The 14,038-nt window shown below is 59.4% G+C and carries 12 protein-coding genes; 8 read left to right on the top strand and 4 right to left on the bottom strand.

The window, feature by feature from the left end:
• Window positions 1-80: 80 nt before the first annotated feature.
• The 8 genes from AAZQ98_RS02225 (at window position 81) to AAZQ98_RS02190 (ending at window position 9,829) form a co-directional block, all read left to right on the top strand.
• Window positions 81-470 carry a (deoxy)nucleoside triphosphate pyrophosphohydrolase gene (locus tag AAZQ98_RS02225; RefSeq protein ID WP_434689485.1) on the top strand — a complete coding sequence of 130 codons (390 nt, stop codon included), beginning with the start codon at window positions 81-83 and terminating at the stop codon, window positions 468-470.
• The gene (locus AAZQ98_RS02220; RefSeq protein ID WP_434689484.1) at window positions 470-3,454 is read left to right on the top strand and encodes a DEAD/DEAH box helicase; all 2,985 of its coding nucleotides are present in this window, start codon (window positions 470-472) and stop codon (window positions 3,452-3,454) included. The genes AAZQ98_RS02225 and AAZQ98_RS02220 overlap by 1 nt, the downstream gene beginning before the upstream one ends.
• Window positions 3,455-3,491: 37 nt before the next feature.
• Window positions 3,492-4,589, top strand: coding sequence for a nucleoside hydrolase (locus AAZQ98_RS02215; RefSeq protein WP_434689482.1), 1,098 nt, complete (start codon window positions 3,492-3,494; stop codon window positions 4,587-4,589).
• 117 nt (window positions 4,590-4,706) lie between these two features.
• A complete protein-coding gene (locus tag AAZQ98_RS02210) occupies window positions 4,707-5,513 on the top strand; it encodes a glycosyl transferase family 9 (RefSeq protein ID WP_105659162.1) in 807 nt (268 codons plus the stop codon).
• 7 nt (window positions 5,514-5,520) lie between these two features.
• Window positions 5,521-6,279 (top strand): energy-coupling factor transporter transmembrane component T family protein, encoded by a 759-nt coding sequence (locus AAZQ98_RS02205; protein WP_434689480.1) that lies wholly within the window; start codon window positions 5,521-5,523, stop codon window positions 6,277-6,279.
• Window positions 6,276-7,676 carry an ABC transporter ATP-binding protein gene (locus AAZQ98_RS02200; RefSeq protein ID WP_434689478.1) on the top strand — a complete coding sequence of 467 codons (1,401 nt, stop codon included), beginning with the start codon at window positions 6,276-6,278 and terminating at the stop codon, window positions 7,674-7,676. The genes AAZQ98_RS02205 and AAZQ98_RS02200 overlap by 4 nt, the downstream gene beginning before the upstream one ends.
• A gap of 115 nt (window positions 7,677-7,791) precedes the next feature.
• Window positions 7,792-8,544, top strand: a complete 753-nt coding sequence (locus tag AAZQ98_RS02195; protein ID WP_434689476.1) for an SDR family NAD(P)-dependent oxidoreductase — start codon at window positions 7,792-7,794, stop codon at window positions 8,542-8,544.
• Window positions 8,545-8,755: 211 nt separating this feature from the next.
• On the top strand, window positions 8,756-9,829 hold the full coding sequence (locus tag AAZQ98_RS02190; protein ID WP_434689474.1) for an alkene reductase: 1,074 nt from the start codon (window positions 8,756-8,758) through the stop codon (window positions 9,827-9,829).
• Window positions 9,830-9,914: 85 nt separating this feature from the next.
• Here AAZQ98_RS02190 and AAZQ98_RS02185 read toward each other — a convergent pair whose 3' ends face one another.
• From AAZQ98_RS02185 to AAZQ98_RS02170, 4 genes are all read right to left on the bottom strand, one after another.
• Window positions 9,915-10,577, bottom strand: coding sequence for a GntR family transcriptional regulator (locus tag AAZQ98_RS02185; RefSeq protein WP_434689472.1), 663 nt, complete (start codon window positions 10,575-10,577; stop codon window positions 9,915-9,917).
• 123 nt (window positions 10,578-10,700) lie between these two features.
• Window positions 10,701-11,693, bottom strand: a complete 993-nt coding sequence (locus AAZQ98_RS02180) for a transketolase family protein (protein ID WP_434689470.1) — start codon at window positions 11,691-11,693, stop codon at window positions 10,701-10,703.
• Entirely contained in the window at window positions 11,694-12,578 is an 885-nt protein-coding gene (locus AAZQ98_RS02175) for a transketolase (protein ID WP_434689468.1), read from the bottom strand.
• 52 nt (window positions 12,579-12,630) lie between these two features.
• The gene (locus AAZQ98_RS02170) at window positions 12,631-13,968 is read right to left on the bottom strand and encodes an MFS transporter (RefSeq protein ID WP_434689466.1); all 1,338 of its coding nucleotides are present in this window, start codon (window positions 13,966-13,968) and stop codon (window positions 12,631-12,633) included.
• Window positions 13,969-14,038: the final 70 nt, after the last annotated feature.

The raw sequence follows: 14,038 nt of genomic DNA, 5'->3' as shown, positions 1-14,038 counted from the left end.
TGTGATTCCGTCTGGACAGACAGATAAGATCACAACTATCGGAAGTCGCGATTCGAGATTTACGTTAGAGGAGAATTAGCTTGAAGAAGCAAATCAATGTTGTTGGTGCTGTTATCGTCAAAAACGATGAAATCCTCTGCGCTCAACGGGGACTAAATGGAAGTCTCGGCGGAATGTGGGAATTCCCTGGTGGAAAAATTGAGCCCAAAGAAACTCCTCGTGAAGCCTTGGAACGCGAGATCCGGGAGGAACTCCTCTGCACGGTCAGAGTAGACGACGAGATAACGAGTACTATCTACGAATACGACTTTGGAATTGTGACTCTGACAACCTTCTATTGCAAACTAGTTGAAGGCGAACCGCAGCTTACCGAGCATGAAGACGCTAGGTGGCTCAAACGCGATGAGCTTATGTCTTTAGAGTGGGCACCCGCGGACATTCCCGCGGTGGAAATCATCCAGGTGGCATAGTGAAGGCTAACACTGATCTCGTTCTTGGTAGTGGTCTCTCTAGAGACGTCACCTTCGGATTCTTAGACGGTAAGCAGGAATCCCGCCGCCATCACCACCCTCGCGTCGTATTGAACGCTGACGGCAATACGGTTCTGCGCATTCTTCGGGAGGAGCTCGTCCGTTGTGATGAATTCATTTTCTCCGTCGCCTTCGTAACCCCGAATGCGATTGCTTTGCTTAAACAGGAGCTCGTGGAGTTTTCGGGTTGCGGAAAGATTGTCACCTCCGACTATTTGGGCTTCAACTCGCCATCGGCCTTTAGCGAGCTGCTGAACCTTGAGACATTAGGGGTCGACGTTCGAATTCACAACGCTGGAGCGTTTCATCCGAAGGGTTATATCTTCAAAACCGAGAATATGGTCACGGCCATGATCGGCAGTTCGAATTTAACTGGTAACGCGATCGTTAAAAATCATGAGTGGAACCTAAAAGTTTCAGCATCCGAGGGCAGCGATTTAGCCGACCAGCTAAATTTGTTGACCCAGAATCAGCTTGAAGAATCCGTAGCACTGAGCCAACGGTGGATAGATGCGTATGCGGAACAGTACACACCTCCTCCGACACGTCGGAAAATAGTAGCTGTCCCTCGAACTGACGTTGATGAGCAGCTACTGCCGGTAGGGGCTGAAAAGGACCTTGAGGTGATCGGCCAATCGCCGAATGGCGCTGTATCGTCCGAGTTGCTCATGCCGATACTCCCGAACAGGATGCAAACGGAGGCGCTCAAGGCGCTGGAACAGGTTCGGTCGAGCGGGGAGTCGAAGGCCCTCGTTATTTCGGCTACCGGCACGGGAAAGACGATCCTCTCGGCATTGGAAGTACGGGCAGCTCACCCTGGCCGCTTCTTATTTATCGTTCACCGCGAGCAGATCCTCGATAAAACCATCCGAGAGTACCGCCGTGTCATCGGCGGCGACTACAACGATTTTGGCAAACTTGCGGGTGTCTCCAAACAAAGCGACCGCAAGTTTGTTTTCGCAACGGTGCAGACATTGTCCCAAGATGGTGTGCTGCACGAGATTCAGCCAGACGCTTTTGACTACATCATCGTTGACGAGGCGCATCGCGTTGGATCTCCAACATACAAGAAGGTACTTGGGTACCTCGACCCTACTTTCCTGCTTGGTCTGACGGCCACACCAGAACGTAGCGATGGGTTCAATGTTTTTGAGTTTTTCGACTACAACGTGCCTTATGAGATTCGCTTGAATCACGCGTTGGAAGAGAACATGCTGAGCCCATTTCATTACTACGGGATAGCCGACGTAACGCTTGATGACGAGACGACCCTTGACAGCACAGATGACCTGGGACATCTAGTGACGGCGGACCGTGTTCACCACATTATTGACGCGCTGGCTAAATATGGGCAGGCGGGCGTTGCCCCTAAGGGGCTTATTTTCTGTTCTCGTAAAGTGGAAGCTGCCGCTCTATCTGCAGCGCTGAACCAGCAGCAGCTTCGTGGGAAAACTTTGCGAACCGTTAGTCTCAGCGGTGACGATTCGGTGGAACAGCGAGAACAAGCGGTTGGGCAACTGGAACGTGGAGAACTCGACTACATCCTCACTGTCGACATCTTTAACGAGGGAGTGGACATCCCCACGGTGAACCAGGTCGTGATGCTTCGTCAAACGCAATCGGCAATAGTGTTTGTGCAGCAGCTCGGACGTGGTCTACGTAAAGCACCGATGAAGGACTACTTGGTGGTTATCGACTTCATTGGTAACTACGCGAACAACTACATGATCCCGATCGCGCTTTTCGGTGATGAATCGCTGAACAAAGAGTCGCTGAAAGAGAAGCTTATTTCCACAGAGCAGGCAGGCGTGCTTGCCGGTTTATCGAGCGTTCGATTCGATAAAGTCTCGCAGCAGCGTGTACTTGATTCCATCCGTACGACTCCTCTGGACAGCATTCAAAAGCTCCGCAGTGCGATGCAGTCGATGCAGAACCGTGTCGGACGCGCACCGAAACTCTTCGATTTTTATCGATTTGAGTCTGTCGATCCGGTATTACTGGCAACGAAGAAAGAAAACTATCCAGCGTTGGTCAAGAGTCTTTTGCGGATTGACCATGAGCTTAGCCAGGATGAGCTCAAAGCGTTGTCATTACTATCTCATGAAGTCCTGACATCGAAGAGAATTCACGAGTTCGTGCTTGTCCGTGAGTTGCTCTCACACGGATCGGTAACCTTGCTCCAATTCCAAGCAGCCCTCTTGAACGAAGGAATCGACGCGGTCCATCGCGAATTGATGAGCACCGTAGAAACTCTGAATCTTGCTAATCACGGACAAGTTGATCAAAGTCGATATGGAATTCGCTTGGCGAACATCGACGGAGAGTCTATATCGGCTGAGCCTGGTTTTCTTAGTTCATATCGTTCTCACCGTGCATTCAGCAACGAAGTGGACGACATCATACATACGGGCATGGCCCTAGTGCGAGACCGGTATGTTGCTGGAGATCCGTTTATCGTTGGAGGACAGTATTCCCGTAAGGAAGTAACGCGTCTCTTGGGACTGCCACGAAAGTGGACTTCGACGCTTTACGGGTACAAAGTCGACCCAGAATCGAAGACCTGCCCGATTTTTGTGACGCTGCACAAATCGGACGATATCTCGGCTAGTACCGCGTACCAGGATGAACTGGTTGATGCTTCCCATCTGCGGTGGTTCACACGCTCCAGGCGAACGCTACAGAGCGATGAAGTCCGGCGAATAGTGGGTAACGAGGTTGATCTGTACGTCTTCGCTAAGAAAGACGATGCGGAAGGCACCGAGTTCTTTTACTTGGGCCAGGCCGATTCACGTAATGCCGAGCAGACTCACATGTTTGGAAAGAACCAGGAGCAGCTTGACGTTGTCACGATGAACCTGCATTTTGAGAAAGCGATCGACAACGCGCTGTACGACTACCTGAGCCCGAATGCAAACCTCACGTAGTCTGGCTGATGATTTTCTAGAGCTTCTAGGAGTGCGAGTGAATGCAGTACGATCCGATGCGGAACGGGATGAAGGTGAATCACAGGTTCGTCTTCTAATTGATAACGACACAGGAATTGACGATGCGCTAACGCTGGCATACCTCTGCTCGCTTAGCCATGTGGAAATCGAAGCGGTCACCAGCACTCCAGGCAATGTCGACGTTGAGCAGGTTGTGGCCAACAACCGCGCGCTACTCAAGCTCTGCGGAAAGCCGGACGTCCCGGTGCTCGTCGGTGCGCGAGAGCCACTTGAAATTCCGCTTGTGACCACTCCGGAAACCCACGGGCCTCAGGGGGTTGGCTACGCAACGCTTCCCGATCCTGGCTCAGGCTCAGCTACAGACAATGACGCCGTTGACTATTGGATTCATGCAGCACGCGCCAACCCAGGAGAGCTTACAGTGCTCCTGACTGCGCCGCTGACCAATTTCGCTGTGGCGCTTCGCCGCGAACCACGTCTTCCTTGGTTGCTGCGCAAGGTAGTCATAATGGGCGGCGCTTTCTACTACCAGGGCAACACCACTCCTACCGCAGAGTGGAACACTCACGTAGATCCGCACGCCGCAAAGGAAGTCTTTGCCGCCTACACAGCCGCCGCTGAACAAGGACTGGACTCTTCGAAGCTGCCGATTGTCTGTTCTCTGGACACCACGGAACGCTTCGAGATGCAGCCGGACTTCCTGACGAAGCTTTCCATTGAAGCCGGATGCGCTGAACCAGAGATCGTCCAGGCTAGCGACCCGGAGGGGACCCTGAGCAAGTCATCTAACCCGCTGGTGCGCTATCTCTCCGACGCCCTGCGGTTCTACTTCGAATTCCACAGGCACTACGACCAGGGCTATATCGCTCACGTGCACGACTACTTTGCCGCTGGCGTTGCCGCGGGAACCCTCGATTATGAAACACGTCCAGCAACAATTGACGTTGAAACAGAATCGCAATTGCTCTTCGGTACCACGGTGGCCGATTTCCGCGGGCTGTGGGGGAAGCCGGCGAATGCCCAGGTGGTTGTGGCAAATGACCCCGAGGCAGGGTTTGCCGAGCTGGTCCAGCGTCTCGGTGCGCTGGCAAGGAAACTCAACGAAAATTCCTGAGCGCAGGCAGGTGGGCTAGAATCGTCTACCGGGTCGAGGTGACATAGACCCGCCATTCGCGCGTTGCGGGAGCAATCCTGCGCGCAGCCAAACTCGTATCCCCAGGATTGCCTCATCATGTCACCGAACCTTCTTTTGCCCGAAGCATCAGCGACCCAGCTCCTGCGCCGCAGGGTGCTCGGCGCAGCTGGAACCCTGTTGCTCGTTGGAACCTACCTGTTCCTGGTCATCACCCAACCCGCGGGAATCGTCGAGGGCTTGGGCCAGGGAGTTGCCTTGGCAACTTTCGCCGCCTACCTGATTGCAGCCGTCCTGCTGCTGCTCGCTGTGCTGCCGGATCTGCCGGTCTCCGCCCTGACACTGATCCCGGTCGCGCTGGCACTGAACATCATCCTGGGCCAATTCGTCGGGTCCGTCATGGTCCCGCTCTACCTGGATTCCATCGGTACTGTTCTCGTGGGCTTCCTGGCCGGCCGCCGTGCCGGTGCCGCCACCGGTGTGCTCAGCACGCTGATCTGGTCGCTATTTGCCCCCACCGTCTTGCCGTTCGCAGCCGGAGCCGCACTGGTCGGTTTCCTTGCGGGAACCGCCGCTCGCTACGGCGCCCTGCGCCGGCCATACCTTGCCCCAATCGCGGGCCTGGTTTCCGGCGTACTGGTTGGCGTAGTCTCCTCCCCAGTGGCTGCCTTCGTCTACGGCGGCACCTCGGGTGTCGGTACCGGGGCAGTGGTTGCGGCCTTCCGCTCCATGGGGGATTCGCTGCTCTCCGCGGTCACCAAGCAGGCCCTGATCTCCGACCCGGGAGACAAGGCAATTGTCTTCCTCATCGCGGCGTTGCTGGTCTTCGCCTTGCCGAAGCGCTTGAGCGGTTCTTTTGAATTCATCCGCCGCTACAAGGTGCTGGGCAAGAGCGGAAACAAGTAGGCCACCTATGAAGCGCCGCATCGCTGAGTTGCATCCTTTTACCGTGCTTTGCCTAGCCGTGCTCACCGTTTCGGTGGCCACGGCTGCCAGCCGCTGGTGGCTGAGCTGTGCGGTAATAGTGCTTTGCCTGGCCATTGGCGCAGTTGCGGGCAAGGCCCGCAAACTCGCGGCGCTCAGCGGTGCCATCATGCTCCCGACCCTCCTGTCCTTGCTGATGATCCATGGACTGGCTTCACAGGATTCTTCGGCGGTGATCGCGGCATGGGGGCCAGTCAGCCTGACGCTTGGGGGAGTGGAGATCGCCATGGCCCTGGCCTTGCGCACCGCCGTGCTGGTGGTGGCGGGTTTGCTTTGCGGTGTGCTGATCGACAAGCACCAGCTGGTCGCAGCTATCGACTTGTCTCCGGCTCCGCCGCAGGCGGGATACCTGTTGGCATCCACGCTGTTCCTTCTTCCGCAAATGATGGAAAAGCAGCATGCCATTGGCCAAGCCCAGGCCTTGCGGAAAGCAGGAACCGGCCGGGGCTTGGCCGGTTGGCTGCAGCGCCTGAGGCTGCGAGCCGTACCGCTGGTGCTCTCCTCGGTGCAAGATGCCCATGACCGTTCGGCGCATCTGGCTGCGCGCGGTTTCCCCGCCCGCGGCGAGCACAGCAGATTACGCCATGTCGCAGACTCGCAGACACAGAAGGGCGTCCGCTGGGTTGCCCTGCTGTGTTCCGTGCTGGTGCCGGTAGCGATTCTGGTGCCACTCGGGGGAGCCTCATGATGGATATGGAACACCGTGCACCTGCCGGAACCACCGCGGCGCTGCACCTCAGGCTGGGAAGCTTCCGCTACTCCGAGGCGCACGCCGAGACCTTGCGCGAAATCGAGTTGGAATTCTCTCCGGGTTCCCTGACTGTCATCGCCGGCGACTCTGGATCCGGCAAGTCCACGCTGGGCGGAGTATTAGCTGGCATGCTTCCGCGGCCAGGAGCGGACCAGTGCGAGGGAACGGTCACCCTGGCGGGGCAACGGATCGATTACTCTCCGGAGCATTGGCCACGCATCGACGTCGCAGGCTGGGCCAGGCACGTAGGACTGCTGCCCCAGGATGCCGGGCTCTACCTCTCGGGGATTCGCCAGACGGTTGCAGAAGAGCTGGTCTTCGCGCGGGAGAACGAAGGAATGCCCCGTGAAGAGATGGCAGAGCTCATCGACGAGCTATCCACGCGGCTATCCTTGGAACATCTGCTGGAACGCGATCCCGCCAAGCTTTCAGGAGGCCAAGAACGCCTGGTCGCACTGGCCGCGTTGTCCGCAGCCAAACCGTCCATCATTGTGCTTGATGAACCGGTGGCCGGGTTGGATTCCAAGGCAACTCAGGCCGTGACCTCGATGATCACCAGGTTGCGTGCCGAAGGCACTGCACTTGTGGTGCTGAGCCGGACGACAGAAGCATGGGACGCAGAAGCGGATTCGCTGTGGAACTTGGCGGAAGGAACCTTGCAGCGAGCAACTGCAGGCGCTGCAACCACCGCGTTGCCTTCCAAGCCAAAAAGACCATCTGTCCCCGCTGCATCTGCAAAGCCCTTGCTGGACTTTGCCGGCGTGCAACTCGGATACAAAGACGCCAGCGCCCCGGTCCTCTCCAACCTTGACCTCGAAGTCCGTGCCGGAGAATGCGTGGGGCTGGCCGGCGCCAACGGAACGGGCAAGACGACACTGCTCAGAGCCGCCGCAGGGCTCATCAAGCCAACTGCAGGAAAAATGCGGGTGGCAGGTGATACTGGGATGCTCCTGCAGAACCCTTCGGACCAGCTTTTCGAGCGTACCGTAGCCCGGGAGGTCGCTTTCGGCCTTCCCAAGAAGAGCAGCCAACGTGCCCGCGTGCCGCTGGTCCTTGCACAGCTGGGACTGGAATCCTCTGCGCAGACCCACCCTTATGAGCTGCCGGCTTCGGCCCGCCGGCTCGTTGCCTTGGCCACCGTGCTGGTGCGCGAACCGCAGCTGCTCCTCCTCGACGAACCAACCGAGGCGCTGGACTCGGCGGGGCTTCAATGCCTGCACCGGGCAATCGATTCGGTACTCGAACGCGGGGGAGCAGTGCTGTTCTCCTCCCACGATGAGCGGTTCATGTCGTCCACCGCGCACAGGGTGCACCGCATGCGGAGCAGTGACTGAGCTCACCGACCTTTGATTGACACGTCATCGACTTTTGAGATGGTTCGGAGTAGCGTCCTAGGTGTGAGGCCAACGGAAATCCCGTGACCATCTTGAAACGGAAAGTGGGTCCATCATGGCTCAGTATGATGTAGCAGATCGTTCGGCAGTAGTCACCGGTGCCGGTTCGGGCATCGGCCAGGCTATCGCCATCCTCTTAGCCGCCAACGGAACCAAGGTGGTGGTCCAGGACCTCAATGCGCAGGCCGCTGGCGCTACCGTGGAAACCATCAAGGCCGCAGGCGGAGAAGCCGTAGCTGTTGCGGGAGATGCCAGCTCTTCGGCTGTCATCGACGAAACCATCAAGGCCGCCAACGCCATGGCTCCATTGAAGATCGGCGTCAACAACGCAGGCATCGGCGGCCGCGCCGCCAAGGTGGGCGAGCTGACCGACGAGGACTGGGACAAAGTCATCTCCGTGAACCTCAACGCCGTCTTCCGCGGAACCCGCGCCCAGGCCAACGCCATGAGCGAGAACGGGGGAGGGTCCATCGTGAACATGGCCTCGATCCTCGGCTCGGTGGGCTTCGCCGGCAGCTCCGCCTACGTTTCCACGAAGCATGCCGTGGTGGGCCTGAGCAAGACGGCCGCCGTGGAGTATGCGACCCAGGGCGTGCGCGTGAACAGCGTGGCCCCGGGCTTCATCGACACCCCGCTGCTGCAGCAGATGCCCAAGAAAGCCTATGACGCGCTGGTTGACAAGCACCCGATTGCCCGCTTGGGCAAGCCGGAAGAAGTGGCGGCGCTCGTGGCCTTCCTGGCCAGCGATGCCGCGTCCTTCGTGACCGGCAGCTACCACCTGGTTGACGGCGGCTATACCGCCGTATAGCCCAGCGGATCAAGCGGATGCGGTGCGGAGCTGTACCGCATCCGCTGGTTTATTGCTCCTGGTGAGTCCGCGAATCCAAACAATGAGCGTCAGGCGATTCCAGTGCTTTGAATCCGTTAGCCAGCTCATGTTCTTAGCCGAAACGGAATAAGTTGCTTGCGGCGATAGTTACGCTGTGCAACTACAATTTCCAATTCAGGAGTCCCGCCCCATGGATCTGTTTTCCCCTCTCGCCCTCGGCGACCTCAAGCTGTCCAACCGCCTAGTCATGGCACCGCTCACCCGCTCGCGTTCGGGCAAGGACGGCGTGCCTAACGCAGACGTCGTCGAGTACTACCGCCAGCGCGCGTCCCTGGGTCTGATCGTCAGCGAGGGCACCTACCCGAGCTTTGCCGGCCAGGGCTTCGTCCGCCAGCCGGGCCTGGTCACCGAGGAGCAGATTGCCGGCTGGAAGAAGGTCACCGACGCGGTGCACGCCGAAGGTGGCCTGATCGTGGCCCAGGTCATGCACGCCGGACGGGTCACCCACCCGGAAACCACCGGTGCAGACTACGTCGAGGCACCAAGCGCCATCGCGGTTGAAGGCGAGTCGCGCACCTACACCGGAAAGCACGCGTACCCGGTTCCGCATGCCCTGGGCACCGAAGAACTCCCAAGGATCATCGAAGAATTCGTTGCCGCTTCGCGCAACGCCATCGCCGCCGGATTTGACGGCGTGGAGCTTCACGGGGCCAACGGCTACCTGCTGCACGAGTTCCTGGCGCCTTCGGCCAACACCCGCACCGACAACTACGGTGGCTCGCCGGAGAACCGGGCCAGCTTTGTCATTGAAGTCGTGACCGCCGTGGCCAACGCCATTGGTGCTGGCAAGACGGGCCTGCGCATTTCGCCGGAACACAATGTCCAGAGTGCCGTGGAAAACGATCGTGCGGATGTGCTGGCTACCTACACCGCACTGGTCCAGGGCATCGCGCCACTGGGGCTGGCCAACCTGAGCATCCTGCACCATGACCCAGCCGGCGAGCTGGTCCAGTCGCTGCGCAAGGCCTTTGGCGGACCGGTGCTGCTGAACACCGGCTTCGCGGAGATCACCACCTATGAGGAAGCCGCACGCGTGGCTGCCGAAGGCTGGGGCGAAGCGGTTGTCGTGGGCCGCCCTGCGATTGCCAACCCGGATCTGGTGCGCCGCTGGAAGGAACAGCTGCCTTTGAACGAACCAGATTTCGCGACCTTCTACACCGAAGGTCCCGAGGGCTACATCGACTACCCCTTCTGGGAGAACTGATAGCGCCAACTGAATAGCGATGCCAGCGGCCTCGTCCAATCTGCATTGGGCGGGGCCGCTGGCCTTTGCAATATTTGCGGTTGTCCTATGAGCCCATCAGGGTCTCGGCGGCAATGCGCATATGCTCGGAGATTTCCGCGTTGACCGCGGCGCTGTCGCCAGCTTCGATGGTGTCAACCAGCTTGAAATGCCGTGCGACATCCATATTGCGCATCCCGCGTTCGTAGCCGCCGAACATGATGGACATGCGGATGGAGCCCTCAAGCTGTTCCCAGGCATGCAGCAAGGTGTCATTCTCGGACAGCCGGCACAGAGTGCGGTGGAACTCGAGATCCGCTTCGATCCGCTCCTCGATTTCATGGCCCTCGAGTTGCTCCATGGTGCTGACCGCGGAGCGCAGCTGCGCGAGAGCATCTGAAAGGTCTTCGCGCTGCAGCAGCGTCGTTGCCGCCAGGGTTTCCAGCGAGGCACGCACCGCAAAGATGTCCTGGATTTCCTTGTTGTCCAGGTGGCGAACTGACAGCCGGCCGCGTTCGCCTGCGGAGACCAGGCCCTCCTGCTCCAGCTGGCGCAAGGCTTCGCGCAAGGTGCCCCGGCTGATCTGCATGGAGGCAGACAGCTCTGTTTCCACCAGATGGGTGCCTTGCTCCAGTTCACCGGTCGTGATGGCGCGGCGCAGGGCGATCAGAGCCTGCTCGCGCAGGCTCTTTTTCCGAAGCCCCACCAAGGAAGAATCGGCCATAGCCATAAAGCGCCCCTCAATCTTGGAGATCAACTGTTGATTGTTAACTGTTGATTCTAGCGCCTTTGGCGGGTGCGTCGAGAGCAACGCACCCGCCAAGGCGATCGTTCTGGTGGATTACCCGACGAGCTAGCCGAGTTCGGAGAGGACCTTGGACACAATCGCGCTGATCGACAACCCATAGCGGTCATGGAGTGTTGGCAATGCGCCCGCATCCAAGAACTCATCGGGCAGGCCGATGGGAACGACCTTAGAGGAAACACCGCCGCGGATCATGGTGGAAGCCAGAGTTTCGAACAACCCGCCGATGACCGAGTGGTTTTCCAGCGTGACTACCAGACGGTCCCCGGCCACCTCCTTCAGAACCGTTTCCGAGTCGAAGGGCTTGATAGTGGGGGAGTGGACCACGGAAACGTCCACGTTGTGCTTGGCCAGTTCCTTCGCGGCATCCAGTGCGCGCATGGTCATCAGGCCGCTGGATACGAAGACGACGTCACGTCCACCGCGTAGTACTTTTGCCTTGCCCAATTCGAAGCTGTAGCCGTATTCATCCAGGACGGTAGGCACCTTGCCGCGCAGCAACCGCAGGTAGGTTGGCCCTTCAGAAGCCGCTAGCTGCGGCACCGATTGCTCGATGTCCACCGAATCGCAGGGATCCACGATGGTCAGGTTCGGCATCCCGCGGAAGATGGCAATGTCCTCGGTGGCCTGGTGGCTCGGGCCGTAGCCGGTGGTCAGCCCCGGCAGGCCGCCAACGATGTTCACGTTGAGGTTCGGCTCGGCGATATCAAGGCACAGGAAGTCATAGGCCCGCCGGGCCGCAAACACCGAATAGGTGGAAGCAAAGGGAATCATGCCCGTTTCGGCAAATCCCGCGGCGGCCCCGAACAGCAGCTGCTCGGCCATGCCCATCTGGAAGAAGCGCTCGGGATGCTGCTGGGCGAAGATGTGCATGTCCGTGTACTTGCCCAGATCGGCAGTCAGGCCCACGATGCGCGGATCCTGCTCGGCTGCCTTGGCCAGGGCATGGCCGAAAGGTGCTGGTGCGGTCTTCTGGCCGGGCTCCGCGAAGGAGGCAATCATGGCCGAGGTTTTCAGTCGTGGTTTAGCGGTGGCAGACATTTAGGAGTTGCTCCCTTCGAAGCCTTCGGTGAGTTGGTCGCGGCAGATCTGCCATTCGTTGTCTTCAATGCGCATGAAGTGGGCTTTCTCGCGGTTTTCCAGCAGTGGTACGCCGCGGCCTACCTTGGTGTCGCACAGGATGACCGAAGGGCGCGAGGTCAGAGCTGTCTGGGCCGTGATGTTGTCGAAGGCCTGCAGCAGCGCTCGCGGGTCATTGCCGTTGATCCGTTGGGCGTACCAGCCGAAGGCCTCCCACTTTTCGGTGACCGGTTCGGTGCGCAGTACGCCGGCGGTCGCGCCATCGGCTTGCAGGGCATTGATGTCCACCATGGCCGTCAGATGGCCCAGCTGGTGGTGTGCGGCACCCATGGCCGCTTCCCAAGTGGAGCCTTCATCGAGTTCGCCGTCGGAGAGGAAATTGATCACCCGCTGGGTCCTGTTCTGGTGGCGCAGGCCCAGGGCCATGCCCACCGCGATGGACAGGCCGTGGCCCAGCGAGCCGCCGGAGATTTCCATGCCCGGGGTGTAGGTGGACATTCCGGACATCGGAAGCCTCGAATCGTCCGACCCGTAGGTTTCCAGCTCTTCCACCGGGATGATGCCCGCTTCGGCCAATGCGGCATAGAAGCCGATGGCGTAGTGGCCGGTGGAAAGCAGGAAGCGATCGCGGTCTTCCCAGTCCGGTTCTGCCGGACGGAAGTCCAGCTGGTCCGCGTAGACGGCCGCGAACATGTCCGCGGCGCCCAATGCTTGACCTACATATCCTTGCCCCTGCACCTCGCCCATGTTCAGCGAGTGGTGGCGGATGCGGTAGGCGGCGTCGCGGACCCTTTCGGTGCGCTGGCCCAAAGTCAGCGTTTGGTTGTCGGTGGCTGCAATTGCCATGGGAAGTCCTTTCAGGAATTCAACGGGTCGGGGTTCGGGTTGGCTAACCGAGTCAGACGCAACTTGCCTGCGGATTCTCGGCGATGGCTTGGTCAGCAAGGTGGCGTTCGCGAGGGCCCCAGGTTTCCTTGGTCACCAGCGCCGCCCACAAGCCGATTAGCGCGTAGCCGATGAAGAGCGCGGCCGGGCCCATCCAGCCGAACTGCATGAAAAGCAAGGTGGTGATGAACGGGGTGAAACCGGAAACCATGGCCGAAATCTGGTAAGCCAGTGAGGCGCCGGAGGAGCGGGTCTTGGCCTGGAAGAGCTCCGGGAACCAAGCCCCCTGGGCACCTGCCATGGAGTTCTGGCAGATGGCATAGGAGATCACGATCGTGGCGATGATCATCAGGAACGAGCCGGTGTTGACCATGAGGAACATCGGAATGCCGAAGAGCGCGGCAAAGGCGCAAGCGAAGAGATAGACGGTGCGACGTCCAACGCGGTCGGTGAGCCGGCCCCAGCGGTAGGTCGCGTAGATGCCGATGGCCGAGGCGATGCTCAAGGCGATCAGCGTCTGCCAGTTCGCGGCCAAGCCAGTGGTGTGCAGGTAGGAGATCATGTAGGTGATGGAGACCGCGTAGCCCGCGGTCTCGGCAATGCGAAGCCCGATGCCGCGCAGGATATTGCGCCAGTCGGTGCGAATGACATCCTTGATCGGCGACTTGACGATCTGCCCTGATTTCTTCACGTCATCGAAGACCGGGGACTCCGGGACCTTCGAACGGATGACCAGTCCCACGATCACCAGCAGCAGGCTGGCCAGGAACGGAACACGCCATCCCCAGTCGCCAGGCAACTGCACGCTGACCAGGAACACCAGATTGGCCAGCAGCAGCCCTACCGGGAATCCGGACTGGACAATCCCGGTGAACCTGCCCTTTTGCTTCCATGGCGCGTGTTCGTAGGTCATCAGGATTGCCCCGCCCCATTCGGCGCCGAAGGCCAGGCCCTGGACAATGCGCACGAAGACCAGAAGCGCTGGAGCCAGCACGCCGACCTGCTCGTAGGTGGGCAGCACGCCGATGAAGAATGTGGCAAGACCCATGACGATCAGCGAGGTGACAAGCACCGGCTTGCGCCCGATCTTGTCACCGAGATGGCCGCCGATGATCCCGCCCAAGGGCCGGGCAGCGAAACCTACGCCCAAAGTGGCGAAGGATGCAAGCGTTCCCGTGAGCGGGTCAGCGCCGGGGAAGAATACGTGTCCGAAATACAGGGCGGCCGCGGTGCCGAAGCCGATGAAATCGTAGGTTTCAATGGTGGCTCCAACGCTGGAGCCTATCGCGACGCGCTTGGCGTCCTTGGTGCCGTGGATCGGGCCACGCATTTCTAGAGCTTCGCTGCTCATGAGTGGCTCCCTTCGTGAGTTGTGGGATGCGGGCAATTTTCATTGTTGACAGTCAACACTAATAGAAGTG

It is taken from the genome of Glutamicibacter sp. Je.9.36 (assembly GCF_051129975.1).
Classification (GTDB): domain Bacteria; phylum Actinomycetota; class Actinomycetes; order Actinomycetales; family Micrococcaceae; genus Glutamicibacter.
The sequence above is the reverse complement of the archived record's forward strand: the minus strand, read 5'-3'. Positions and strand labels throughout refer to the sequence as shown.